This window comes from Citrobacter sp. MGH100 (genome assembly GCF_001034465.1).
GTDB lineage: Bacteria > Pseudomonadota > Gammaproteobacteria > Enterobacterales > Enterobacteriaceae > Citrobacter > Citrobacter youngae.
On the sequence record NZ_KQ089806.1, the window covers coordinates 43337 to 69139 of the forward strand.

Sequence of the window (25803 nt, forward strand, 5' to 3'; positions counted from 1 at the left end):
CAATCCATAATGAAAAACGTGTTTCAGGCACTCGCTGTACTTTTTACACTGTTCAACCTGACGGGCTGTGGTCTGAAGGGACCTCTCTATTTCCCGCCAGCAGACAAAAACGCGCCGCCTCCGACGAAGAGCATTCAGTCACCAGCACAATCTACGACGCCAGATAAAAACGATCGTGGAATCAGTGATGGACCTTCTCAGGTGAATTACTGACGGTAAGTTTCTGTACCCGCGTGAACGGAGTAAACAATGCAATTCTCTAAAATGCATGGCCTTGGCAACGATTTTATGGTCGTCGACGCGGTAACGCAGAATGTCTTTTTCTCACCCGAGCTGATCCGTCGCTTGTCTGACAGGCATCTGGGTGTTGGGTTCGATCAACTGCTGGTGGTTGAGCCTCCGTACGATCCGGAGCTGGATTTCCACTACCGTATTTTTAATGCCGACGGCAGTGAAGTGTCACAGTGTGGCAATGGCGCCCGCTGTTTTGCCCGCTTTGTTCGCCTGAAAGGGCTGACCAATAAGCGCGATATTCGCGTCAGTACCGCGAATGGCCGGATGGTATTAAGCGTAACGGATGATGAGCTGGTGCGGGTCAACATGGGTGAACCCAACTTTGAACCCTCGCAGGTCCCTTTTCGTGCCAATAAAGCAGAGAAGACCTATATTATGCGAGTGGCCGAGCAGACAGTATTGTGCGGCGTGGTTTCAATGGGGAATCCGCACTGCGTGATTCAGGTTGATGATGTTGATACGGCCACGGTAGAAACACTGGGACCGGTTCTGGAAAGTCACGAGCGCTTCCCTGAACGCGCCAATATCGGCTTCATGCAAGTGGTCAAGCGTGAGCATATTCGACTGCGTGTTTATGAGCGCGGGGCGGGTGAAACGCAGGCCTGCGGCAGCGGGGCGTGCGCCGCTGTTGCGGTTGGTATTCAGCAGGGTCTGCTGGCAGATGAAGTGAGGGTGGAATTACCGGGCGGTCGACTTGATATCGCCTGGAAAGGTCCGGGTCATCCGTTATATATGACTGGCCCGGCGGCACATGTCTACGACGGATTTATTCACTTATGAAGCAACCAGGGGAAGAACTACAGGAAACGCTCATGGAACTGGACGACCGGGCGGTCGTCGATTATCTGCAACGTAATCCTGAGTTTTTTATCCGTAATGCTCAAGCGGTTGAAGCGATGCGCGTCCCGCACCCGGTGCGGGGCACGGTCTCTTTAGTTGAATGGCATATGGCTCGGGCACGCAATCATATCAACGTGCTGGAAGAGAACATGGCGCTGTTGATGGAACAAGCGAATGCCAACGAAAGCCTGTTCTATCGACTGTTAAATCTGCAAGGACGACTGGTGTCCGCGAACAGTCTCGACGACATGCTGATGCGATTTCATCGCTGGGCGCGTGAGTTAGGGCTGGCGGGAGCGACGATTCGTTTGTTCCCGGATCGCTGGCGACTTGGCGCGCCCTCAAAATTCACCCATCTGGCATTAAGCCGTCAGGCTTTTGAACCGTTGCGTATCCAGCGTTTGGGTCAGTCGCAGCACTATCTTGGGCCGCTTAATGGTCCGGAATTGCTGGTGATGATGCCGGAGGCGAAAGCCATAGGCTCAGTCGCGATGTCGATGCTCGGGCAGGATGGATCCCTTGGCGTGATGCTGTTTAGCAGTCGTGATGTTAATCATTACCAGCAGGGGCAAGGCACGCAATTGCTGCAGGAAATCTCGCTGATGTTGCCGGAGCTGCTGGAGCGCTGGATTGAACGCGTATGACCGATTCACCCCTTTCTCAGGATGTGGCGCGCTTTTTGCGCTATCTGGGCGTTGAGCGCCAGCTTAGCCCGATCACATTGCTTAATTATCAGCGTCAGCTTGATGCCATCATCGCGTTAGCCGGTGAAACCGGTCTGCAAAGCTGGCAGCAGTGTGATGCGCTCATGGTTCGTAGTTTTGCCGTGCGCAGCCGCCGTAAAGGGCTGGGACCGGCGAGTCTGGCTTTGCGCCTGTCTGCACTGCGCAGTTTCTTCGACTGGATGGTCAGTCAGGGCGAGCTGAACGCCAATCCGGCAAAAAGCGTTTCCGCACCCAAAGCGCCGCGCCATTTACCCAAAAATATCGACGTCGACGACGTTAATCGCCTGCTGGATATCGATCTCAACGATCCCCTCGCCGTGCGCGACCGTGCGATGCTGGAAGTGATGTACGGTGCCGGGCTGCGTTTATCTGAACTGGTTGGGCTGGATATTAAACATCTCGATCTCGACACCGGCGAAGTGTGGGTGATGGGCAAGGGCAGTAAAGAGCGCCGCCTGCCGATTGGCCGCAATGCGGTGGCGTGGATTGAGCACTGGCTGGATCTACGCGGGCTATTTGGCAGCGATGACGATGCGCTATTTCTGTCAAAACTGGGCAAACGCATCTCGGCGCGTAACGTGCAGAAACGCTTTGCTGAATGGGGTATCAAGCAGGGGCTGAACAGCCACGTACATCCCCACAAATTACGCCACTCCTTTGCGACGCATATGCTGGAGTCGAGCGGCGATCTGCGCGGAGTGCAGGAGTTATTGGGTCATGCCAATCTCTCCACAACCCAAATCTATACCCATCTTGATTTTCAACACCTGGCTTCAGTGTACGATGCGGCGCATCCGCGCGCCAAACGGGGGAAATAATGCGTTTTTACCGGCCTTTGGGGCGCATTTCTGCGCTCACCTTTGACCTTGATGACACTCTTTACGATAACCGTCCCGTTATCACACGCACCGAGCAGGAAGCGCTCGCGTTTGTACAGAATTACCATCCGGCGCTGAGTTCGCTGCAAAATAGCGACCTCCAGCGCTTACGTCAGGCCGTTCGCGACGCCGAGCCGGAAATCTACCACGATGTTACCCAATGGCGTCACCGTGCCGTAGAGCGCGCTATGCTGGAAGCGGGTTTGTCAGCGGCAGAAGCCAGAATGGGGGCGAATGCGGCGATGATGAATTTTGCCAAATGGCGTAGCCGCATTGAAGTCCCGCAGACGACGCATGACACGCTGAAAGCGCTGGCCCGCAAATGGCCGCTGGTGGCGATTACCAACGGTAACGCGCAGCCGGAACTGTTTGGCCTGGGTGATTACTTTGAGTTTGTGCTGCGCGCCGGTCCCGACGGACGATCAAAACCATTCAGCGACATGTACGCGCTGGCGGCGGAAAAACTGAACATGCCCGTGGGTGAGATTCTGCACGTGGGCGATGACCTGACGACAGACGTCGCGGGAGCCATCCGTTGCGGTATGCAGGCTTGCTGGATTAAACCGGAAAATGCCGACCTGATGCACACCGCTGACAGCCGTTTGCTGCCGCATATCGAAATTTCACAGTTGGCATCTCTGACCTCGCTGATATAATCACCAACAACTCTGTATAAATTCCCAGGGGCCCATACACGTCGCACTTCAAGTTGCAGATGCGTTGGCTGCACTCGTTCACCCCAGTCACGTACTGAAGTACGCTCCGGGGGATGAACTCCCTTGCCGCCTTCCTGCAACTCGAATTGCTTAGTGTATTACTGGCCCTGTTGATTCCGGCGGTGCCAATGGACGTTTCTTACCTGCTCGATAGCCTCAATGACGAACAGCGCCAGGCTGTGGCCGCGCCACGCAGCAACATGTTGGTTCTGGCAGGCGCGGGGAGTGGTAAAACGCGCGTGCTTGTGCACCGTATCGCCTGGTTACTGACGGTAGAGAACAACTCGCCGTACTCGATTATGGCGGTAACCTTTACCAACAAAGCGGCGGCGGAAATGCGCCACCGTATTGGTCAGATCATGGGAACCAGCCAGGGCGGTATGTGGGTGGGTACGTTCCACGGTCTGGCGCACCGTCTGCTGCGCGCGCACCATATGGATGCCAACCTGCCGCAGGATTTCCAGATCCTCGACAGCGAAGACCAGTTGCGTCTGCTCAAGCGCCTGATCAAGGCGATGAACCTGGATGAGAAGCAGTGGCCGCCGCGTCAGGCGATGTGGTTTATCAATAGCCAGAAAGACGAAGGGCTGCGTCCGCACCACCTGCAAAGCTACGGTAACCCGGTTGAACAAACCTGGCAGAAGGTTTATCAAGCCTATCAGGAAGCGTGTGACCGCGCCGGGTTGGTGGATTTCGCCGAGCTGCTGCTGCGCGCCCATGAACTGTGGCTCAACAAACCGCATATCCTGCAGCACTATCGCGAACGCTTTACCAATATCCTGGTGGACGAATTCCAGGACACCAACAACATTCAATACGCCTGGATCCGCCTGCTGGCGGGCGATACCGGTAAAGTGATGATCGTGGGTGATGACGACCAGTCGATCTACGGCTGGCGCGGGGCGCAGGTGGAAAACATCCAGCGCTTCCTCACCGATTTCCCGGGCGCAGAAACCATTCGCCTCGAGCAGAATTACCGCTCGACCAACAATATCCTCAGCGCAGCTAACGCCCTGATTGAGAACAACAACGGGCGTCTGGGTAAAAAGCTGTGGACCGACGGCGTCGACGGCGAACCGATCTCGCTGTACTGCGCGTTCAACGAACTCGATGAAGCGCGCTTTGTGGTCAATCGTATCAAGACCTGGCAGGACAACGGTGGTGCGCTTGAACAATGCGCTATTCTGTACCGCAGCAACGCCCAGTCGCGCGTACTGGAAGAGGCGTTGTTACAGGCCAGCATGCCGTACCGTATTTATGGCGGGATGCGCTTCTTCGAACGCCAGGAAATCAAAGATGCACTCTCCTACCTGCGCCTGATCGCTAACCGTAATGACGACGCGGCGTTTGAGCGCGTAGTAAATACACCGACGCGCGGGATTGGCGATCGTACTTTAGATGTGGTGCGCCAGACCTCACGTGACCGCCAGCTAACGTTATGGCAGGCTTGTCGTGAGCTGTTGCAGGAAAAAGCCCTTGCGGGTCGCGCCGCCAGCGCCTTACAGCGTTTTATGGAATTGATTGACGCCCTGGCCCAGGAGACCGCCGATATGCCGCTGCACGTGCAGACTGACCGGGTGATTAAAGACTCCGGGCTGCGCATGATGTACGAGCAGGAAAAAGGCGAGAAGGGCCAGACGCGTATCGAAAACTTAGACGAACTGGTGACGGCAACGCGCCAGTTCAGCTACAACGAGGAAGATGAAGACTTAATGCCACTGCAGGCGTTCCTGTCTCACGCCGCGCTGGAGGCGGGCGAAGGGCAGGCGGATACCTGGCAGGATGCGGTTCAGCTGATGACCCTGCACTCGGCGAAAGGTCTGGAGTTCCCGCAGGTGTTTATCGTCGGCATGGAAGAAGGCATGTTCCCCAGCCAGATGTCGCTGGACGAAGGCGGACGTCTCGAAGAGGAACGCCGCCTGGCCTACGTCGGCGTGACCCGCGCGATGCAAAAGCTGACGCTGACCTACGCCGAAACACGTCGTCTGTACGGCAAAGAGGTTTACCATCGCCCGTCGCGCTTTATTGGTGAACTGCCGGAAGCGTGTGTTGAAGAGGTACGTCTGCGCGCCACGGTCAGCCGCCCGGTAAGCCATCAGCGAATGGGCACGCCAATGGCGGAAAACGATACCGGCTACAAACTTGGCCAGCGCGTGCGCCATGCCAAGTTTGGCGAGGGCACCATTGTCAATCTGGAAGGCAGCGGCGAGCACAGTCGTTTGCAGGTCGCGTTCCAGGGGCAGGGGATTAAATGGCTGGTGGCGGCCTATGCCCGACTGGAAACGGTATAACTTTCAGAAAAATATCATTATTTTGTAACGATCTGCTAGCCTTACTGATGAGCAGGTAATTTATCCAGGCTAGCGTTTCGTTGCGTGTTGACGTCAAAATTTTGCTGGCGTAACATGCGCGCACGATTACGCTAAGAGGACATTCGCCTTGGACACACCCAGTAGATACTGGCTCATTATCCTGTCATCCAGGATCAACTCCTAAGGCTATCCCTTTTTGCTGATAGCCTTCGCGGTTGTCAGCGACCTTCTGTTTTTTCCCGTCGCGCTGAGTCAGGCTGTTTAATGGTCTGAAACCCAATTTGTTTCTGTGTGCCCTCCGAACTGTCCGATAATTTTTTGCATTGGGAGTCCCGGTCATGCTGAGCGCATTTCAACTGGAAAACAATCGTTTAACTCGCCTTGAGGCAGACGAGATCGAGCACCTGGCCAGTTCGGTTTGGGTCGATTTAGTCGAGCCGGATGACGAAGAACGAAACCGTGTGCAAAAGGACTTGGGCCAGAATCTGGCTACGCGCCCTGAACTGGAAGACATCGAAGCATCCGCGCGTTTTTTTGAAGACGAAGACGGTCTGCACATTCACTCCTTCTTCTTTTATGAAGACGCCGACGATCACGCGGGTAACTCAACCGTCGCATTTACTATTCGCGAAGGTCGTCTGTTTACCCTGCGCGAGCGCGAACTGCCGGCCTTTCGCCTGTACCGCATGCGTGCGCGTAACCAGGCGATGGTGGATGGCAACGCCTACGAGCTGTTGCTCGACCTGTTCGAAACCAAAATTGAACAGCTGGCGGATGAGATCGAAAACATCTACAGCGACCTGGAAAAACTCAGCCGTGTGATCATGGAAGGGCGTCAGGGCGATGAATATGATGAAGCGCTGTCGACGCTGGCGGAACTGGAAGATATCGGCTGGAAGGTACGCCTGTGTCTGATGGATACCCAGCGAGCGCTGAACTTCCTGGTGCGTAAAGCGCGTTTGCCGGGCAGCCAACTGGAGCAAGCGCGTGAGATCCTGCGCGATATCGAATCTCTGCTGCCGCACAATGAATCGCTGTTCCAGAAGGTTAACTTCCTGATGCAGGCGGCGATGGGCTTTATTAACATTGAGCAGAACCGCATCATCAAGATCTTCTCGGTGGTCTCCGTGGTGTTCCTGCCGCCGACGCTGGTGGCGTCCAGCTATGGGATGAACTTTGAGTTCATGCCGGAACTGCACTGGAGCTTCGGTTATCCTGGGGCGATTGTTTTTATGATGCTCGCCGGTCTGGCGCCGTATCTGTACTTTAAGCGCAAGAACTGGCTGTAATGGCGGTGACTTATCCGGCCTACGGTGATGTGCTTTTGTAGGCCGGATAAGCGAAGCGCCATCCGGCAATCCCCTAGCTCCGACGAACCCGTCGTTGCGTATAAATCGCATCCATCACGAAAATCGCCAGCGCGACCCAGATAAACGCGAAGGTGACCATCTTGTCCGCACCCGGTACTTCACCGTAGAACGTTACCGCCAGCAGGAACATCAGCGTAGGGCCAATGTACTGGAAAAAACCCAGCGTCGACAGACGCAGGCGGGTTGCTGCGCCGGTAAAGCACAGCAGCGGTATGGTGGTCACGACACCCGCAGCAATCAGCAGCAGATTGAGCGACATCGGGTTTTGCCCCATATGGCTGGTTGGGCTGTCCGCAATACCAAACAGATAGATGGCTGCAACGGGTAAAAGCCACAGGGTTTCGATCAGCATGCCGGTTTGTGCTTCGACCGCAATCTTCTTGCGCACCAGACCATAGAAAGCAAAGCTGAACGCCAGTCCCAGCGCGATGATTGGCAGCGATCCAAAGGTCCACAGCTGTACCAGCACGCCGCAGGCGGCTAATAGTACCGCCAGCCACTGCATGCGACGAAAGCGTTCGCCGAGGAAAAGCATTCCCAGCACAATATTCACCAGTGGGTTAATAAAATAGCCGAGGCTGGCTTCCAGCATATGGTGATTATTGACCGCCCAAATGAACAGCAGCCAGTTTCCGCCGATGAGCACCGCCGAGAGCGCCAGCAGGAAGATCTTCTTTGGCGTCTGGAGCAATGTTTTGACACCCGACCACTGGCGGCTGATGCTCATCAGCACCACCATGAAGAAAAATGACCAGATGACGCGGTGCGTCAGGATCTCATCTGCCGGGACATAGTAAATCAGCTTGAAGTAGGCAGGCGCGATACCCCAAATAAAATAAGCAGCAAGAGCGAGTAACACGCCCTGCCGCGTTTGTTTAGCATCCATCGGGAAAACTCATTGCAGAAATGTAACAGCAGTTTACCTTTTTTTGGCTGCTTACCCCACCATATAAGTGGCGGTTGCGCTGGCAATATAAAGCTGTTCTTCGTTATGCAGTTCCACGCGTGCAACGGCGACTTTATTACCCGCCCGCAGCAGGCTGCTGGTGGCGGTAAAGCGATTTCCTCTGCCCGGACGCAGGTAATCAACGCGCAAATCGATGGTGCCCATGCGTGACATCCGCTGACGCAGTTCGTCTTCGCTGATCGTTTCATGGCGAGTCAGCGTACTCCCAACGCACACCAGTCCGGCGGCGACGTCCAGCGCCGAGGCGATCACGCCGCCATGCAAAATGCTTTGCGCCCAGTTGCCGACCATCATCGGTTGGTTATTAAAGGCTAATTGAGCAAATTCTTTCTCATAGCGTTCAAGCTCCAGTCCCAGCGCCCGGTTAAACGGCATATGATAGACAAACATTTCACCCACTAACTTCAGCGCTTCCTCAGCAGTAAGTACGGCAGACATACGATCCCTACATCTCAATGGTTAATGAAATGTTGATATTATGATTATTATTTGTTGTTTTCTACTTTAGGACGGGATGATTAACGAGGAACTCGCTAAGTATGTATACCCGTCATACTTCAAGTTGCATGTGCGTTGGCAGCGTCTGCTCACCCCAGTCACTTACTTTAGTAAGCTCCTGGGGTTTACAGACTTGCCGCCTTCCTGCAATTTGAATTATTTAGGGTATAGAATACTTGTCAGAAAATTATACAATTCATCAATATTTTGGTTCAGGAGAACAGTACCGATGCGGGCGATTCTGGGATGGTTACTACCAGCAGTCATGCTGCCGTTGACCGCGTATGCGCAGGAAGCGACAGTGAAAGAGATCCATGATGCACCAGCAGTGAGAGGCAGTATTATCGCCAACATGCTGCAGGAGCATGACAACCCTTTCACGCTTTATCCCTATGACACCAACTATCTTATCTACACCAATACCAGCGACATGAACAAAGAGGCGATCAGCAGCTATAGCTGGTCCGAAAATGCGCGCAAAGATGAGGTTAAGTTTCAGCTAAGCCTGGCGTTTCCGCTCTGGCGCGGGATATTAGGCCCGAATTCGGTACTCGGTGGTTCCTATACCCAGAAGTCCTGGTGGCAGCTTTCGAACAGTGAAGAGTCTTCCCCGTTTCGCGAAACCAACTACGAACCGCAATTGTTCCTCGGTTTCGCCACCGACTATCGCTTTGCCGGTTGGACGCTTCGTGATGTCGAAATGGGTTATAACCATGACTCCAACGGCCGCTCCGATCCCACTTCACGTAGCTGGAACCGTCTTTATACTCGTCTGATGGCTGAAAATGGTAACTGGCTGGTGGAAGTTAAGCCGTGGTACGTCATCGGCAGCACTGACGATAACCCCGACATCACCAAATATATGGGCTACTATCAGCTCAAAATGGGTTATCACCTGGGTGACGCGGTCATCAGTGTGAAGGGCCAGTACAACTGGAATACCGGTTACGGTGGTGCTGAAATCGGCGCGAGCTACCCCATTACGAAGCATGTGCGTCTTTACACCCAGGTTTACAGCGGTTACGGCGAATCGTTGATTGACTATAACTTCAATCAGACCCGTGTTGGTGTGGGCGTGATGCTTAACGATATCTTCTGACAGGTATTGAGAGTATTTTAATCATTGCAGTTTCTCTCTCAGGCGCTGAAAATAGCGCCTGTTTTTATTTCAGGCTAATGGGGTTAATGTGGCGCAGGCGGAAGTGTTGAATCTGGAAATGGGCGCTAAACAGGTTTTGCAGGAAACCTTTGGCTACCAACAGTTTCGCCCGGGTCAGGAAGAAATCATTGATACCGTAATCTCCGGTCGCGACTGCCTGGTCGTTATGCCGACCGGTGGCGGTAAATCCCTGTGCTATCAGATTCCCGCATTATTGCTCAATGGGCTCACCGTTGTTGTTTCTCCGCTGATTTCTCTGATGAAAGATCAGGTCGATCAGCTGCTGGCCAACGGCGTGGCCGCAGCATGCCTTAACTCCACTCAAAGTCGCGAGCAGCAGCTTGAGGTGATGGCAGGCTGTCGCAGCGGACAGATTCGCCTGTTGTACATTGCGCCTGAGCGCCTGATGCTGGATAACTTCCTTGAAAACCTGGCGCACTGGAACCCGGTGCTGCTGGCGGTAGATGAAGCGCACTGTATTTCGCAATGGGGACATGATTTCCGCCCGGAATACGCGGCGCTGGGCCAGTTACGTCAGCGTTTCCCAACCCTGCCGTTTGTGGCGCTGACCGCGACCGCGGATGAAACCACCCGGCTGGATATTGTGCGTCTGCTGGGACTCAACGACCCGTTAATTCAGATCAGCAGCTTTGACCGCCCGAACATTCGCTACATGTTGATGGAGAAGTTTAAGCCGCTCGATCAGCTGATGCGCTACGTGCAAGAGCAGCGCGGTAAGTCCGGCATTATCTACTGTAATAGTCGCGCTAAAGTAGAAGACACCGCCGCGCGTCTGCAAAGCCGGGGCATCAGCGCCGGGGCTTATCATGCCGGGCTGGAAAATGCCGTACGCGCCGAGGTGCAGGAGAAATTCCAGCGCGATGATCTGCAAATCGTGGTGGCGACCGTGGCGTTCGGTATGGGGATCAACAAACCTAACGTACGCTTCGTGGTGCATTTCGACATTCCGCGCAATATCGAATCCTATTACCAGGAAACCGGCCGCGCCGGGCGTGACGGCCTGCCTGCGGAAGCAATGCTGTTTTACGATCCGGCTGATATGGCATGGCTACGCCGTTGTCTCGAAGAAAAGCCCGCCGGACAACTGCTGGATATCGAGCGCCATAAGCTCAATGCGATGGGGGCATTTGCCGAGGCGCAAACCTGCCGTCGTCTGGTGCTGCTGAATTATTTTGGCGAAGGGCGTCAGGAGCCGTGCGGTAACTGCGACATCTGCCTCGATCCGCCAAAACAGTACGACGGACTCATGGATGCGCGCAAAGCGCTGTCGACGATTTACCGTGTGAATCAACGCTTTGGTATGGGTTATGTCGTTGAGGTTCTGCGTGGCGCGAATAACCAGCGTATTCGCGAGCTGGCCCATGACAAGCTGCCGGTCTACGGCATTGGTCGTGAGCAAAGCCATGAACACTGGGTGAGCGTTATTCGCCAGCTTATTCATCTTGGACTGGTGACGCAGAATATTGCTCATCACTCCGCGTTACAGTTAACCGAAGCCGCGCGTCCGGTGCTGCGCGGTGAAGTTCCACTACAGCTTGCGGTGCCGCGTATTGTGGCGCTGAAACCGCGCGCGATGCAGAAATCCTTCGGCGGTAATTACGATCGCAAACTGTTCGCCAAATTGCGTAAGCTGCGTAAAGCCATTGCCGATGAAGAGAACATCCCACCGTACGTGGTGTTCAACGACGCCACGCTGATTGAAATGGCGGAGCAGATGCCAGTTTCAGCGAGCGAAATGCTGAGCGTCAACGGTGTGGGGATGCGTAAACTTGAGCGTTTCGGTAAAGAGTTTATGGCGCTTATTCGCGCACACGTTGATGGTGACGACGAAGAGTAGTCAGCCGGGCAAAAAAGTGCCAGGATGGTGACTCACTGAACTATTCCCCCGCGAGTCATTTTTATGTTAACGCTATTTTTCACCGTTGCGTTGGTGCATATCGTTGCACTGATGAGTCCCGGTCCCGATTTTTTCTTTGTCTCTCAAACGGCCGTTAGCCGTTCGCGTAAAGAGGCGATGATGGGGGTACTGGGCATTACCTGCGGCGTCATGGTCTGGGCTGGCGTGGCACTGCTCGGCCTGCATCTGATTATCGAAAAAATGGCCTGGCTGCACACCATTATTATGGTCGGTGGGGGTCTGTATCTGTGCTGGATGGGCTACCAGATGCTGCGCGGCGCGTTTAAAAAACAGGACGTTGCGGCACCCGCACCGCAGGTTGAACTGGCGCAGAGCGGACGCAGCTTCTTGAAAGGTCTGCTGACCAATCTGGCGAACCCTAAAGCCATTATCTATTTTGGCTCCGTCTTCTCATTGTTCGTTGGCGATAACGTGGGAACGGGCGCGCGTTGGGGGATTTTTGCTCTGATCATCGTGGAAACCCTGGCGTGGTTTACCGTAGTTGCCAGCCTGTTTGCGCTGCCGAAAATGCGTCGTGGCTATCAGCGTCTGGCGAAGTGGATTGATGGTTTTGCTGGCGCGTTGTTCGCGGGCTTTGGTATCCACCTGATTATTTCGCGCTAAGCTTCCTTCAGGCCGGATAAGCGCTAACGCCATCCGGCACCGTTATCAGGCATGCCTTGCCGATGCCAGCAGGGCACCTATCAGCATAAACAGCGAGCCAAACACTTTGTTGAGCGCCTTCATTTGCTTTGGCCCTTTAATCCAGCCAGCAATGCGCGTGGCCAGCGTCGCGTAACCGATCATCACAATGATATCGACCACAATGGTCGTGACGCCAAGCACCACGTACTGCATCAGTTGCGGTTCCTGCGGCAGGATAAACTGCGGGAACAGGGCGGCAAGAAAAACAATGCTCTTGGGGTTGGTCAGATTCACAAAGACCGCGCGTTTGAACAGGCGGCTGCGCGATTGTGTATTCGCCATGGTGTTCAGATCGATAGCACCCGCCGCGCGCCATTGTTGAATACCCAGCCAAATCAGATAGGCCGCTCCCGCCCACTTCAGCACCTCAAATGCGATCACCGAACGTGAAAATAGCGTTCCCAGCCCCACACCTACCAAAATGATATGAATGCCAAGCCCGGTCTGCAAACCGGCAATAGAGGCGCTGGCGCCACGATAGCCGTGACTGATGGCGGTGGTCATGGTGTTGATTGCGCCTGAGCCCGGAGACAAGCTCAAAATAATAGAGGTCAGCAGGTAGGCGAACCACCATTCAAAGGTCATGAGAAACTCCCGGATTGTCTATTTTTATGCCACAATACGCTACTGCCGTTAGGTTGTATCAGCGACGGCGAAAAAAACGATTTTACTTGGTCAGCGAGGCTGGATACCCGATGTTTCAGCAGCAAAAAGACTGGGAAACAAGAGAAAACGCGTTTGCTGCTTTTTCCATGGGGCCACTGACAGATTTCTGGCGTCAGCGGGAAGAAGCGGAATTTACGGGTGTGGATGATATCCCCGTACATTTTGTGTGTTTTCATGCAGAAAAAAACGATCGCGTCATCGTCGTCTGTCCTGGACGCATAGAAAGCTACGTGAAATACGCTGAACTGGCGTATGACCTGTTTCATTCTGGTTTTGACGTGCTCATTATCGATCACCGTGGTCAGGGGCGTTCCGGGCGAATGCTTTCGGATCCGCATCGCGGTCATGTCGATAACTTTAATGACTATGTCGACGATCTAACCGCCTTCTGGCAGCAGGAAGTGCTACCCGGCCCGTGGAGAAAACGCTATATCCTGGCGCATTCAATGGGCGGGGCGATTGCCACGTTATTCCTGCAGCGCCACCCGAATCAGTGTGATGCCATCGCGCTTTGTGCACCGATGTTTGGTATTGTGATGCGCTTTCCCGACTGGATGGTGCGCCACATTCTTGACTGGGCCGAAGGGCATCCGCGCATCCGCGAAGGCTATGCGATGGGAACCGGGCGCTGGCGGGCGCTGCCCTTCGGCATGAATGCGTTAACCCATAGCCGACAGCGCTATCGGCGTAACCTACGCTTCTATGCTGATGAGCCGCGGTTGCGCGTTGGCGGTCCCACCTATCACTGGGTGCGTGAAGGCATTCAGGCGGGCGAACAGGTTTTGGCTGGCGCGGGAGACGACGCGACGCCGACGCTGCTGATTCAGGCTGAAGAAGAGCGTGTAGTGGATAACCGCATGCACGATCGTTTTTGTGAACTCCGCGCCGCAGCGGGCCATCCTGTAGAAGGAGGTCAGCCGCTTGTCATAAAAGGCGCGTACCATGAGATCCTTTTTGAAAAGGACGCCATGCGCTCAGTCGCGCTTAACGCTATTGTTGATTTTTTCAACAGGCATAACTCATCCAGCGGAACTCGCTTTGCCTAGAGGTTTAATTTTCTTATGTATCAGGTTGTTGCGTCTGATTTAGACGGTACGCTGCTTTCTCCCGACCATACTTTGTCCCCTTATGCCAAAGAGACGCTAAAACTACTGACGGCTCGCGGTGTTCACTTCGTGTTTGCCACCGGTCGTCATCATGTTGATGTGGGGCAAATTCGCGATAACCTCGGCATTAAAACCTACATGATCACCTCCAACGGCGCGCGGGTGCATGATTCTGACGGGAATCTGGTGTTTTCGCATAACCTGGATCGCGACATTGCCAGCGACCTGTTTGGTGTAGTGAACGCCAACCCGGATATCGTGACGAATGTTTACCGCGATGATGAGTGGTTCATGAACCGCCACCGCCCGGAAGAAATGCGTTTCTTTAAAGAGGCGGTATTCAATTATTCACTGTTTGAACCTGCGCTGCTGGAGCCGGATGGCGTCAGCAAAGTGTTTTTCACCACCGATTCTCACGAAAGGTTGCTGCCGCTGGAACAGGCGATTAACGCTCGCTGGGGCGATCGCGTCAATGTCAGCTTCTCTACGCTTACCTGTCTGGAAGTCATGGCGGGCGGCGTGTCGAAAGGTCATGCGCTGGAAGCGGTAGCGAAAGCGATGGGCTACAGCCTGAAAGACTGTATCGCTTTTGGCGATGGGATGAACGATGCGGAAATGCTCTCTATGGCGGGCAAAGGCTGCATCATGGGTAATGCCCACCAGCGCCTGAAGGATCTGCATCCGGAGCTGGAAGTCATCGGACTCAACGCCGACGATGCCGTGCCGCACTACCTGCGCGATCTCTTTTTAAAGTGATTGTTCTTTAGTTGACCAGTTGTCAACTAAACTCTCCGCTACAATGGATGTTCCCTGTTCTAAGAGGCATCCATTGTGGCGCTACTCATCATTACCACTATTTTGTGGGCCTTTTCCTTCAGCCTGTTTGGCGAATACCTTGCCGGTCATGTCGATAGCTATTTTGCAGTGCTGGTGCGCGTTGGACTTGCGGCGCTGGTGTTCCTGCCTTTTTTACGCACCCGCGGGCACAGCGTAAAAACGATCGCGCTGTATATGCTGGTGGGGGCCATGCAGCTTGGCATTATGTATATGCTGAGTTTTCACGCCTACCTGTATCTGACGGTTTCAGAGCTGTTGCTTTTCACCGTGCTGACGCCGCTCTACATCACGCTGATTTATGACCTGATGAGCGGGCGCCGTTTGCGTTGGAGCTACGCTTTCAGTGCGTTACTGGCGGTGATTGGCGCGGGGATTATTCGTTACGATCAGGTAACCAGCCACTTCTGGACCGGCCTGCTGTTGGTGCAGCTTTCCAACATTAGTTTTGCCATCGGTATGGTGGGATACAAGCGTCTGATGGAAACCCGCCCAATGCCACAGCACAACGCTTTTGCCTGGTTTTACATGGGCGCCTTTATGGTGGCGGTCGTCGCCTGGTTCATGCTGGGCAATGCGCAGAAAATGCCTGCAACCACGCTACAGTGGGGAATTCTGGTCTTTCTTGGCGTGGCGGCATCCGGCATTGGTTACTTTATGTGGAACTACGGTGCGACCCAGGTGGATGCCGGTACGTTGGGCATCATGAACAATATGCATGTGCCGGCCGGGCTGTTGGTCAACCTGGCCATCTGGCATCAACAGCCTCACTGGCCAAGCTTCATCATTGGCGCGGCTGTGATAGTGGCCTCACTGTGGGTACATCGAAAGTGGGTCGTTCCGCACTCCGCACAAACGGCAGATGATCGCAGGCGTGATTCCGCGCTGAGCGAATAAACGCTTCTGTTACCGGCTGGCGCTGCTCGCCATCACGCACGGCGGCGTACAGTCGGCTCCACAATCCATCGCCCAGGGTTTTGGTCACTACCAGGCCCTGGCGTTCAAAACTCTCCACCACCCAATGCGGTAACGCCGCGATGCCCATTCTGGCTGCAACCATCTGAATCAGCAGCAGGGTATTATCCACGCTCTTCAGCGACGGGCTAACGCCTGCGGGCTGCAGGAAATGTCGCCAGACATCCAGTCGACTCCGTTGCACCGGGTAAATAAGCAGCGTCTCGCTGGCTAAATCTTCCGGCGTGATTTGCGTTTTGCTGGCTAACGGGTGATCCGGCGCCAGTACCAGGCGGACTTCAAAATCGAACATCGGCGAATAGTGCAGTCCGCTGCGCGGCAGAATGTCGGAGGTTAACACCAGATCCAGCTCATCCTGCTGTAGCGCCGGTTGCGGATCGAACGTCACGCCGGATTTAAAGTCCATCTCCACCTGCGGCCAGTTGGCACGAAAATTCTCCAGCGCGGGCGTCAGCCACTGGATACAGCTGTGGCATTCAATCGCGATTCGCAGCCGGGTTTGCTGTGGTTCGTTGCAGGCCTGCAGCGCACGACCAATTTGCGGCAACACCTGATTGGCTAACTGCAGCAGGATTTCTCCCTGCGGCGTAAAGCGCAGAGGCTGGCTTTTACGGACAAAGAGTCGAAAGCCAAGGCGCTGCTCCAGATCGCTGAACTGGTGAGAAAGAGCGGATTGGGTCTGATGCAACGTCGCCGCGGCGGCTGCCAGCGAACCACTATTCCGCAACGCCTGGAGCGTTTTCAGGTGTTTAATCTCGATCATGAAAGTCCTTCACTTCGGCATGAACAAATTGCGCTTGAGGAATATACAGTAACCGCCAATTATGGATGTGTAAACATCTGGACGGCTAAAATCCTTCGTCTTTTAAATTTATGGTGCGTTGGCTTCGTTTCCCCACCCCAGTCACTTACTTCAGTAAGCTCCTGGGGATGAGTAAACTTGCCGCCTTCCCTAAATTCAAAATCCATAGGATTTACATATAATTAGAGGAAGAAAAATGACAATATTGAATCACACCCTCGGTTTCCCTCGCGTTGGCCTGCGTCGCGAGTTGAAGAAAGCGCAAGAAAGTTACTGGGCGGGAAATTCTTCCCGTGAAGATTTGCTGACCGTTGGCCGCGAGCTGCGTGCTCGCCACTGGGATCAGCAGAAGCAGGCGGGCGTTGACCTGCTGCCAGTAGGTGATTTTGCCTGGTACGATCACGTGCTGACTACCAGCCTGCTGCTCGGCAACGTTCCGGCCCGTCATCAGAATAAAGACGGCTCGGTCGATATCGATACCTTATTCCGCATTGGCCGTGGCCGCGCACCGACCGGTGAGCCAGCGGCGGCAGCAGAAATGACCAAATGGTTTAACACCAACTATCACTACATGGTGCCGGAATTCACCAAGGGTCAGCAGTTCAAACTGACCTGGACGCAACTGCTGGACGAAGTAGACGAAGCGCTGGCACTCGGGCACAAGGTGAAACCTGTGCTGCTGGGGCCGGTAACTTACCTGTGGCTGGGGAAAGTGAAAGGCGAACAGTTTGACCGCCTGAGCTTGTTGAACGACATTCTGCCGGTTTACCAGCAGGTGCTGGCTGAGCTGGCAAAACGGGGTATTGAGTGGGTGCAGATTGATGAACCTGCTCTGGTGCTGGAGCTGCCGCAAGCATGGCTGGATGCCTTTAAACCGGCTTATGACGCCCTGCAGGGCCAGGTGAAGCTGCTACTGACCACCTACTTCGAAGGCGTAACGCCAAACCTGGATACCATTACCGCGCTGCCGGTGCAGGGGCTGCACGTTGACTTCGTGCACGGTAAAGATGATGTCGCCGAGCTGCACAAACGTCTGCCTGCCGACTGGCTGCTGTCAGCGGGTCTGGTCAATGGTCGTAACGTCTGGCGCGCCGACCTCAGCGAAAAATACGCGCAAATTAAAGATATCGTCGGGAAACGTGACCTGTGGGTGGCTTCTTCCTGCTCCCTGCTGCATAGCCCCATCGATCTCAGCGTGGAAACCCGCCTTGATGCAGAGGTGAAGAGCTGGTTTGCCTTCGCCCTGCAAAAATGCGGCGAGCTGGCGCTGTTGCGTGATGCGTTGAACAGCGGTGATACGGCGGCAATTGTCGAGTGGAGCGCACCGATTCAGGCTCGTCGTCACTCTACCCGTGTCCATAACGCCGCAGTGGAAAAACGCCTGGCGGCGATCACCGCTCAGGACAGCCAGCGCGCCAACGCCTATCCGGTTCGTGCCGAGGCGCAGCGTGACCGCTTTAATCTGCCGGCATGGCCGACCACGACTATCGGCTCATTCCCGCAAACCACCGAAATTCGCGGTCTGCGTCTGGACTTCAAAAAGGGCAACCTGGATGCTGGTAACTATCGCACCGGAATTGCGGAACATATTAAACAGGCGATCGCTGAACAGGAGCGTCTGGGTCTCGACGTGCTGGTACACGGTGAAGCCGAACGTAACGACATGGTGGAATACTTTGGTGAGCATCTGGACGGGTTCGTCTTTACCCAGAACGGTTGGGTGCAGAGCTATGGCTCCCGTTGCGTGAAGCCACCGGTAGTCATTGGCGACGTCAGCCGCCCGGAAGCGATCACCGTGGAGTGGGCGAAGTATGCCCAGTCGCTGACCGACAAACCGGTAAAAGGTATGCTGACCGGTCCGGTGACCATTCTTTGCTGGTCATTCCCGCGTGAAGATGTGACGCGTGAAACCATCGCGAAGCAGATTGCGCTGGCGCTGCGTGATGAAGTTGCGGATCTGGAAGCGGCGGGGATCGGCATCATCCAGATTGATGAGCCGGCACTGCGTGAAGGTTTACCGCTGCGTCGCAGCGACTGGGCGGCGTATCTGGAGTGGGGCGTGGAAGCCTTCCGCATTAACGCGGCAGTGGCGAAGGATGAAACCCAGATCCACACCCACATGTGTTACTGCGAGTTCAACGACATCATGGACTCCATTGCGGCGCTGGACGCGGACGTGATCACTATTGAAACCTCGCGTTCCGACATGGAGTTACTGGAGTCGTTCGAAGAGTTCGACTATCCGAACGAAATCGGGCCGGGCGTCTACGACATTCACTCGCCGAACGTCCCGAGCGTGGAGTGGATTGAAGCTCTGCTGAAGAAAGCCGAGCAGCGTATTCCGGCTGAACGTCTGTGGGTGAACCCGGACTGCGGTCTGAAAACGCGCGGTTGGCCGGAAACCCGCGCCGCGCTGGCAAACATGGTTAAAGCGGCACAGAATCTGCGTCAGGCGTAAAAACAAAACGGAGGCTGATGCCTCCGTTTTGTTTATTGGTTTGCCTGGCGGGAATTATTTCTTCCCACCGTATTGCGCGAACCACTCCAGCATTCTCTGCCAGCCGTCTTTCGCGGACTCTTCGTGATAGCTCGGGCGATAATCGGCGTTAAACGCATGCCCGGCATCGGGATAGACCACGATTTCCGCTTTCGCATTGGCGGCACGCAGCGCCTGACGCATTGTTTCAACGGTATCTTGTGGAATACTGGTATCCTGGCCGCCATACAGTCCCAAAACGGGGGCGTTAAGATCGGTTGCGATATCAACGGGATGTTTGGGGGAGTTCAGCGTTTTATCGCCCACCAGTTTGCCGTACCACGCCACCGCCGCTTTTAGCTGTGGATTGTGTGCGGCATACAGCCAGGTAATGCGCCCGCCCCAGCAAAATCCGGTGATCATCAGTTGGTGCGCATCTCCCCCGTTGCGGGAGGCCCAGCTGGCGACGTGATCCAAATCGGCCAGTACCTGAGAGTCAGGCACTTTGGCGACGAGGCCGCTTAGAAGCGTCGGGATATCGGCAAAGTCATTGGGATCGCCTTCGCGAAAATAGAGTTCGGGTGCGATAGCCAGATATCCTTCCAGCGCCAGTCGACGGCAAACATCACGAATGTGCTCATGAATACCAAAAATCTCCTGCACGACAATGATGACGGGCAGCGGACCATCGGTCTGTTGCGGCCGTGCGTAATACGCAGGCATATCATCGCCTTGTGAAGGTATGGACGTTACACCGGCGATAATCGCGTTATCCGGAGTGTGAACCGTGGTAGACGTCGGTGGAGATACAGCAGGTGCAAAGCCAGATTGTCGTGTTGTCATGGTATTCTCCGTACCCTTAAATATTCAGCCAAAAAGCGCATTGTTAACTATAGACACATGCAACGAACCACATTGCCTTAAACGGGCTATCTTTTGTGCAGGGCTTCCTTACATCGCATCGTTTATGTGATATTCATCACTATTTGATGGTAATTGAATGCAATTGATTTACATCAGAGTGATGACTGTCACGAAAATATGTTCATGCCTTCGGTAAAGTGTGTTTTTGCTTCTTCTGACAAAACCGATTCACAGAGGAGTTTTTATGTCTAAGTCTGATGTTTTTCATCTCGGCCTCACTAAGAGCGATTTACAAGGGGCTACGCTTGCTATCGTCCCTGGCGACCCGGAGCGTGTGGAAAAGATCGCCGCGCTGATGGATAAGCCGGTTAAGCTGGCATCTCATCGCGAGTTCACTACCTGGCGTGCTGAGCTGGATGGTAAAGCCGTGATCGTTTGCTCTACCGGTATCGGCGGCCCGTCAACCTCTATCGCCGTAGAAGAACTGGCACAGCTGGGCATTCGTACCTTCCTGCGTATCGGTACGACTGGCGCTATCCAGCCGCATATCAACGTGGGTGACGTACTGGTCACCACGGCGTCTGTCCGTCTGGACGGCGCAAGCCTGCACTTCGCGCCAATGGAGTTCCCGGCTGTTGCAGACTTCGAGTGCACCACCGCGCTGGTGGAAGCGGCGAAATCTATCGGCGCTACTACCCACGTTGGCGTTACCGCGTCTTCTGATACCTTTTACCCGGGCCAGGAGCGTTACGACACCTTCTCTGGTCGCGTCGTGAGCCGTTTCAAAGGCTCAATGGAAGAGTGGCAGTCTATGGGCGTTATGAACTACGAAATGGAATCTGCCACGCTGCTGACCATGTGCGCAAGCCAGGGTCTGCGTGCCGGTATGGTCGCGGGTGTTATCGTGAACCGTACTCAGCAAGAGATCCCTAATGCGGAAACGATGAAACAAACAGAAAGCCACGCGGTGAAAATCGTGGTAGAAGCCGCACGTCGTTTACTGTAATTCTCCCGTCTATTCAAAAAGGCCGACGCGTTCGGCCTTTTTATTTTGCGTAGTACCTCGCAGGAAATTCCTTTTAAACTGGACGTTTATACAGCACAATTCTATTTTGTGCGGGTAAGTCGTTGCTGTAAGGGGGGGTTGTGGATATTCCAATTTTGATGAGTGCCGTGCTGGCATTAGCTGCAGGGCTGCTGGTGGGTTGGCTGGCGACAAAAGCGCACGCCGACAGGATCCGTGCCGATCTCATCGAAGAACGACGAGAACTGGATATCGCGCTAAGCGCCGCCCGGCAACAACTCTCACAGGAAGCCCACTGGCGTGATGAGTGCGAACTGCTGAATAACGAACTCCGCAGCCTGCACAGTATCAATACCTCACTGGAGGCCGATCTCCGTGAAGTCACTACCCGGCTGGAAGCGACGCAGCAGCATGCGGAAGATAAGATTCGTCAGATGATCAACAGCGAACAGCGTCTGAGCGAGCAGTTTGAGAATCTGGCGAACCGTATTTTCGAGCACAGCAATCGCCGCGTAGATGAGCAAAATCGCCAAAGCCTGAACAGCCTGCTGGCACCGCTTCGCGAACAACTGGACGGTTTTCGCCGCCAGGTTCAGGATAGCTTTGGTAAAGAGGCTCAGGAGCGCCATACCCTGGCGCACGAAATTCGTAATCTCCAGCAACTGAACGCGCAGATGGCACAGGAAGCGGTAAACCTGACGCGGGCATTAAAAGGCGATAACAAAACGCAGGGTAACTGGGGCGAGGTGGTACTCACGCGGGTGCTTGAGGCTTCCGGTCTGCGCGAAGGCTATGAATACGAAACCCAGGTCAGCATCGAAAACGACGCCCGCTCGCGGATGCAGCCAGATGTTATTGTCCGATTACCGCAGGGCAAAGATGTGGTGATTGATGCGAAAATGACGCTGGTCGCCTATGAACGCTATTTTAACACTGAAGATGAATTCACCCGCGAGGGCGCGTTGCAGGAGCACATCGCCTCCGTGCGAAACCATATTCGTCTGCTGGGTCGCAAAGACTATCAGCAGCTTCCTGGGTTACGTACGCTTGACTATGTGCTGATGTTTATCCCCGTTGAGCCTGCTTTTTTACTGGCGCTCGACAGGCAGCCCGAACTGATTACCGAAGCGCTTAGAAATAACATTATGCTGGTCAGTCCCACTACGCTGTTGGTGGCATTGCGTACGATTGCCAACCTGTGGCGCTACGAGCATCAGAGTCGTAATGCGCAACAAATTGCCGATCGGGCCAGCAAACTTTATGACAAGATGCGGTTGTTTGTGGATGATATGTCGGCAATAGGTCAAAGCCTGGACAAAGCCCAGGATAATTACCGACAGGCGATGAAAAAACTCTCTTCCGGTCGTGGAAACGTCCTGTCGCAGGCAGAAGCGTTTCGCAGTTTAGGGGTGGAAATTAAGCGTGAGATTAATCCTGAGCTGGCTGAACAAGCCACTACGCAGGATGAAGAGTACCGTTTGCGCTCGGTCCCTGAGACGCAACAAGATGAGCCTTACCCCGATGATGAAACGGTAAATCAGCAATCAAGCTAGTCCATTTGGGGTAGTTGAACCCGGCAGAAGGGTAGGGCAAATTGGCCCAATCTGTTACACTTCTCGAACATTTTTTGAATGAGCAGGCACTGAGATGGTGGATAATTCACAAGAAACGACGCACTTTGGCTTTCAGACCGTCGCTAAAGAGCAGAAAGCTGACATGGTGGCCCACGTTTTTCATTCTGTGGCCTCTAAATATGACGTTATGAATGACTTAATGTCATTCGGCATTCATCGTTTGTGGAAGCGCTTCACCATTGACTGCAGTGGCGTGCGTCGCGGACAAACCGTTCTCGATTTGGCTGGCGGTACCGGCGATCTGACGGCGAAATTCTCTCGCATGGTAGGCGAAACCGGCAAAGTTGTGCTGGCGGATATCAATGACTCAATGCTCAAAATGGGTCGCGAAAAGCTGCGCAATATTGGTGTGGTGGGTAACGTTGAGTACGTTCAGGCGAATGCGGAAGCACTACCTTTCCCTGACAACACGTTTGACTGCATCACCATCTCTTTCGGTCTGCGCAACGTTACGGATAAAGACAAAGCATTACGCTCCATGTATCGCGTGTTGAAGCCGGGCGGACGTCTACTGGTGCTGGAGTTCTCCAAGCCGATTATCGAACCGCTGAGCAAAGCCTACGACGCATACTCTTTCCACGTTCTACCGCGCATTGGCTCCATGGTAGCAAGCGATGCAGACAGTTATCGCTATCTGGCGGAGTCCATCCGCATGCATCCCGATCAGGACACCTTAAAAGCAATGATGCAAGATGCCGGGTTCGAAAGCGTTGATTACTACAACCTGACGGCAGGTGTCGTTGCGCTGCATCGTGGCTACAAGTTCTGACAGGAGATTGGGGATGCCTTTAAAACCCTTAGTGACCGCAGGCGTTGAAAATCTGCTCAACACCTTTCTGTACCGTTCTCCTGCGCTGAAATCGGCCCGAACGCGTTTGCAGAGTAAGGTGCTGCGTTTTGACCTGAAAGGATTTTCGACGTCGTTAGTCCTGGTGTTTAGTGAGCGCCAGGTCGATGTGCTGGGGGCATGGGAAGGCGAAGCCGATTGCACCGTAATCACATATGCCAGTGTGTTACCGAAATTGCGTGACAGACAGCAACTCACCACGCTTATTCGCAGCGGCGAACTGGAAGTGCAGGGCGATATTCAGGTGGTGCAGAACTTTGTTGCGCTGGCCGATCTGGCGGAGTTGGATCCTGCAGAACTGTTAGCACCCTATACCGGCGATATCGTCGCGGAAGGTGTTAGCAAAGTCCTGCGCGGTGGCGCGAAGTTCCTGCGTCATGGCATTCAACGTCAGCAACGTTATGTTGCCGAAGCGATCACTGAAGAGTGGCGTATGGCCCCTGGCCTGCTTGAAGTTGCATGGTTTGCGGAAGAAACGGCAGCGGTTGAGCGCGCGGTCGAATCTCTGGCCAGACGGCTGGAAAAACTGGAGGCCAAATGACGCCAGGAGAAGTACGGCGCCTTTATTTCATCATTCGCACTTTTTTAAGCTACGGTCTTGATGAACTCATCCCTAAAATGCGTATTACGCTGCCGCTCCGTCTGTGGCGTTACACATTGTTTTGGATGCCAAACCGACATAAAGATAAGCCGCTGGGTGAAAGGCTGAGACTGGCTTTGCAGGAATTGGGGCCGGTATGGATCAAGTTTGGGCAGATGCTCTCCACCCGTCGTGACCTTTTCCCTCCGCACATCGCCGATCAGCTTGCGCTATTGCAGGATCGTGTTGCCCCGTTTGATGGGCTTAGAGCGAAAAAACAAATCGAAGAGGCCATGGGCGGGCTGCCCGTCGAGGAATGGTTTGATGATTTTGAAATCACGCCGCTGGCATCTGCGTCTGTTGCTCAGGTTCACACTGCGCGATTGAAATCGAATGGCAAAGAGGTAGTGATCAAAGTTATTCGCCCGGACATACTGCCGGTCATCAAAGCGGATTTAAAACTGATCTACCGCCTGGCTCGTTGGGTTCCTCGTCTGCTTCCAGATGGGCGTCGTCTGCGGCCAACAGAAGTGGTCCGTGAATATGAAAAAACATTGATCGACGAGCTGAACCTGCTGCGTGAGTCGGCAAACGCCATTCAACTGCGACGCAATTTTGAAGACAGCCCAATGCTGTACATCCCGGAAGTGTATTCCGACTATTGCAGTCAGAACATGATGGTGATGGAGCGTATTTACGGTATCCCTGTTTCGGATGTTGCCACGCTTGAGAAGAACGGCACCAATATGAAACTGTTGGCCGAGCGTGGTGTTCAGGTCTTCTTTACTCAGGTATTCCGCGACAGCTTTTTCCATGCGGATATGCACCCTGGGAACATTTTTGTCAGTTATGAGCACCCTGAAAACCCGAAATACATTGGTATTGATTGTGGGATTGTGGGCTCATTAAATAAAGAAGATAAGCGCTATCTGGCTGAAAACTTTATTGCGTTTTTTAATCGCGACTACCGCAAAGTTGCTGAACTGCACGTGGATTCTGGCTGGGTTCCGCCGGATACCAACGTTGAAGAGTTCGAATTCGCCATTCGTACCGTGTGTGAACCGATCTTCGAAAAGCCGCTAGCAGAGATCTCCTTTGGTCACGTGCTGTTGAATCTGTTCAATACGGCACGTCGATTTAATATGGAAGTCCAGCCTCAACTGGTGCTGTTACAGAAGACGCTGTTGTACGTTGAGGGTGTTGGCCGACAGCTCTATCCTCAGTTGGATCTGTGGAAAACGGCCAAACCTTTCCTTGAATCCTGGATTAAAGATCAGGTCGGTATTCCGGCGCTTGTCAGGGCATTTAAAGAAAAAGCACCGTTCTGGGTCGAAAAAATGCCAGAAATACCTGAACTGGTGTATGACAGTTTGCGCCAGGGCAAATATTTACAGCACAGTGTTGATAAGATTGCGCGCGAGCTTCATGCGAATCACGTACGTCAGGGACAATCCCGTTATTTATTGGGTATTGGCGCAACGTTGCTGTTAAGTGGGACATTCCTGCTGGTAAGCCGCCCTGAGTGGGGGCTTATGCCGGGCTGGTTAATCGCGGGTGGTGTTATCGCCTGGCTGATCGGCTGGCGCAAAATGCGCTGATTTTTTCATCGCCCA

The 25803-nt window shown here is 54.1% G+C and carries 25 protein-coding genes; 20 read left to right on the plus strand and 5 right to left on the minus strand.

What is annotated here, in order from left to right; all coding sequences use genetic code 11:
* Positions 1-9: 9 nt before the first annotated feature.
* From lptM to corA, 8 genes are all read left to right on the plus strand, one after another.
* Positions 10-213, plus strand: a complete 204-nt coding sequence (lptM, locus tag SK32_RS23570; protein ID WP_048214076.1) for an LPS translocon maturation chaperone LptM — start codon at positions 10-12, stop codon at positions 211-213.
* Positions 214-249: 36 nt separating this feature from the next.
* A complete protein-coding gene (dapF, locus tag SK32_RS23575; protein ID WP_040230073.1) occupies positions 250-1074 on the plus strand; it encodes a diaminopimelate epimerase in 825 nt (274 codons plus the stop codon).
* Positions 1071-1778, plus strand: a complete 708-nt coding sequence (locus SK32_RS23580; protein WP_048214077.1) for a DUF484 domain-containing protein — start codon at positions 1071-1073, stop codon at positions 1776-1778. The genes dapF and SK32_RS23580 overlap by 4 nt, the downstream gene beginning before the upstream one ends.
* On the plus strand, positions 1775-2677 hold the full coding sequence (gene xerC, locus SK32_RS23585; protein WP_048214078.1) for a tyrosine recombinase XerC: 903 nt from the start codon (positions 1775-1777) through the stop codon (positions 2675-2677). Before SK32_RS23580 ends, xerC begins: the two co-directional genes overlap by 4 nt.
* Positions 2677-3393 (plus strand): 5-amino-6-(5-phospho-D-ribitylamino)uracil phosphatase YigB, encoded by a 717-nt coding sequence (gene yigB / locus SK32_RS23590; protein ID WP_048214079.1) that lies wholly within the window; start codon positions 2677-2679, stop codon positions 3391-3393. The genes xerC and yigB overlap by 1 nt, the downstream gene beginning before the upstream one ends.
* A 188-nt stretch (positions 3394-3581) precedes the next feature.
* Positions 3582-5744, plus strand: coding sequence for a DNA helicase II (gene uvrD, locus SK32_RS23595; protein ID WP_003017922.1), 2163 nt, complete (start codon positions 3582-3584; stop codon positions 5742-5744).
* A gap of 148 nt (positions 5745-5892) precedes the next feature.
* Complete coding sequence (gene ysgD, locus SK32_RS26565; protein WP_212723238.1) at positions 5893-5949, plus strand: YsgD/CorL family protein; 57 nt, start codon at positions 5893-5895, stop codon at positions 5947-5949.
* 154 nt (positions 5950-6103) lie between these two features.
* Positions 6104-7054 carry a magnesium/cobalt transporter CorA gene (gene corA, locus SK32_RS23600; RefSeq protein ID WP_003017920.1) on the plus strand — a complete coding sequence of 317 codons (951 nt, stop codon included), beginning with the start codon at positions 6104-6106 and terminating at the stop codon, positions 7052-7054.
* Between the two features lie 73 nt (positions 7055-7127).
* On the opposite strand, the gene rarD is transcribed toward corA, so the two are convergent.
* Together rarD and yigI are read right to left on the minus strand one after the other, a co-directional pair.
* Positions 7128-8021, minus strand: a complete 894-nt coding sequence (rarD, locus tag SK32_RS23605) for an EamA family transporter RarD (RefSeq protein WP_003841213.1) — start codon at positions 8019-8021, stop codon at positions 7128-7130.
* A gap of 51 nt (positions 8022-8072) precedes the next feature.
* Complete coding sequence (gene yigI / locus SK32_RS23610) at positions 8073-8540, minus strand: acyl-CoA thioesterase YigI (protein WP_003017917.1); 468 nt, start codon at positions 8538-8540, stop codon at positions 8073-8075.
* Positions 8541-8829: 289 nt separating this feature from the next.
* Between yigI and pldA the strand changes: the two genes are divergently transcribed.
* The 3 genes from pldA to rhtC all read left to right on the plus strand — a co-directional run bounded on the left by pldA (position 8830) and on the right by rhtC (position 12301).
* Positions 8830-9699: a phospholipase A gene (gene pldA, locus SK32_RS23615; RefSeq protein WP_048214080.1), complete on the plus strand. Its 870-nt coding sequence runs from the start codon at positions 8830-8832 to the stop codon at positions 9697-9699.
* Positions 9700-9787: 88 nt separating this feature from the next.
* A complete protein-coding gene (recQ, locus tag SK32_RS23620; RefSeq protein WP_048214081.1) occupies positions 9788-11617 on the plus strand; it encodes an ATP-dependent DNA helicase RecQ in 1830 nt (609 codons plus the stop codon).
* Positions 11618-11680: 63 nt separating this feature from the next.
* Complete coding sequence (gene rhtC, locus SK32_RS23625) at positions 11681-12301, plus strand: threonine export protein RhtC (protein WP_048214082.1); 621 nt, start codon at positions 11681-11683, stop codon at positions 12299-12301.
* A 45-nt stretch (positions 12302-12346) separates the two neighbouring features.
* Here the strand turns inward: rhtC and rhtB are convergent, their stop codons facing one another.
* Positions 12347-12967 (minus strand): homoserine/homoserine lactone efflux protein, encoded by a 621-nt coding sequence (gene rhtB, locus SK32_RS23630; RefSeq protein WP_048214083.1) that lies wholly within the window; start codon positions 12965-12967, stop codon positions 12347-12349.
* Positions 12968-13077: 110 nt separating this feature from the next.
* On the opposite strand from rhtB, the gene pldB reads away from it, so the two are divergent.
* From pldB to SK32_RS23645, 3 genes are all read left to right on the plus strand, one after another.
* A complete protein-coding gene (gene pldB / locus SK32_RS23635) occupies positions 13078-14094 on the plus strand; it encodes a lysophospholipase L2 (protein ID WP_048214084.1) in 1017 nt (338 codons plus the stop codon).
* A 15-nt stretch (positions 14095-14109) separates the two neighbouring features.
* Entirely contained in the window at positions 14110-14910 is an 801-nt protein-coding gene (gene yigL, locus SK32_RS23640) for a sugar/pyridoxal phosphate phosphatase YigL (RefSeq protein ID WP_048214085.1), read from the plus strand.
* Between the two features lie 75 nt (positions 14911-14985).
* Positions 14986-15885: a carboxylate/amino acid/amine transporter gene (locus SK32_RS23645; RefSeq protein WP_003017909.1), complete on the plus strand. Its 900-nt coding sequence runs from the start codon at positions 14986-14988 to the stop codon at positions 15883-15885.
* Here the strand turns inward: SK32_RS23645 and metR are convergent.
* Positions 15773-16726, minus strand: a complete 954-nt coding sequence (gene metR / locus SK32_RS23650; RefSeq protein WP_040230083.1) for an HTH-type transcriptional regulator MetR — start codon at positions 16724-16726, stop codon at positions 15773-15775. The genes SK32_RS23645 and metR overlap by 113 nt on opposite strands.
* 235 nt (positions 16727-16961) lie before the next feature.
* On the opposite strand from metR, the gene metE reads away from it, so the two are divergent.
* Entirely contained in the window at positions 16962-19223 is a 2262-nt protein-coding gene (gene metE, locus SK32_RS23655; protein WP_048214086.1) for a 5-methyltetrahydropteroyltriglutamate--homocysteine S-methyltransferase, read from the plus strand.
* A 54-nt stretch (positions 19224-19277) separates the two neighbouring features.
* On the opposite strand, the gene SK32_RS23660 is transcribed toward metE, so the two are convergent.
* Entirely contained in the window at positions 19278-20084 is an 807-nt protein-coding gene (locus SK32_RS23660) for a dienelactone hydrolase family protein (RefSeq protein ID WP_048214087.1), read from the minus strand.
* Between the two features lie 265 nt (positions 20085-20349).
* Here SK32_RS23660 and udp point away from each other — a divergent pair, with 265 nt between their 5' ends.
* From udp to ubiB, 5 genes are all read left to right on the plus strand, one after another.
* The gene (gene udp / locus SK32_RS23665) at positions 20350-21111 is read left to right on the plus strand and encodes a uridine phosphorylase (RefSeq protein WP_003017903.1); all 762 of its coding nucleotides are present in this window, start codon (positions 20350-20352) and stop codon (positions 21109-21111) included.
* A 158-nt stretch (positions 21112-21269) separates the two neighbouring features.
* Complete coding sequence (gene rmuC / locus SK32_RS23670; protein ID WP_233471379.1) at positions 21270-22682, plus strand: DNA recombination protein RmuC; 1413 nt, start codon at positions 21270-21272, stop codon at positions 22680-22682.
* Positions 22683-22776: 94 nt separating this feature from the next.
* The gene (ubiE, locus tag SK32_RS23675) at positions 22777-23532 is read left to right on the plus strand and encodes a bifunctional demethylmenaquinone methyltransferase/2-methoxy-6-polyprenyl-1,4-benzoquinol methylase UbiE (protein ID WP_003017897.1); all 756 of its coding nucleotides are present in this window, start codon (positions 22777-22779) and stop codon (positions 23530-23532) included.
* A gap of 13 nt (positions 23533-23545) precedes the next feature.
* The gene (gene ubiJ, locus SK32_RS23680; RefSeq protein WP_048214089.1) at positions 23546-24151 is read left to right on the plus strand and encodes a ubiquinone biosynthesis protein UbiJ; all 606 of its coding nucleotides are present in this window, start codon (positions 23546-23548) and stop codon (positions 24149-24151) included.
* The gene (gene ubiB / locus SK32_RS23685; RefSeq protein ID WP_048214090.1) at positions 24148-25788 is read left to right on the plus strand and encodes a ubiquinone biosynthesis regulatory protein kinase UbiB; all 1641 of its coding nucleotides are present in this window, start codon (positions 24148-24150) and stop codon (positions 25786-25788) included. The genes ubiJ and ubiB overlap by 4 nt, the downstream gene beginning before the upstream one ends.
* Positions 25789-25803 lie beyond the last annotated feature (15 nt).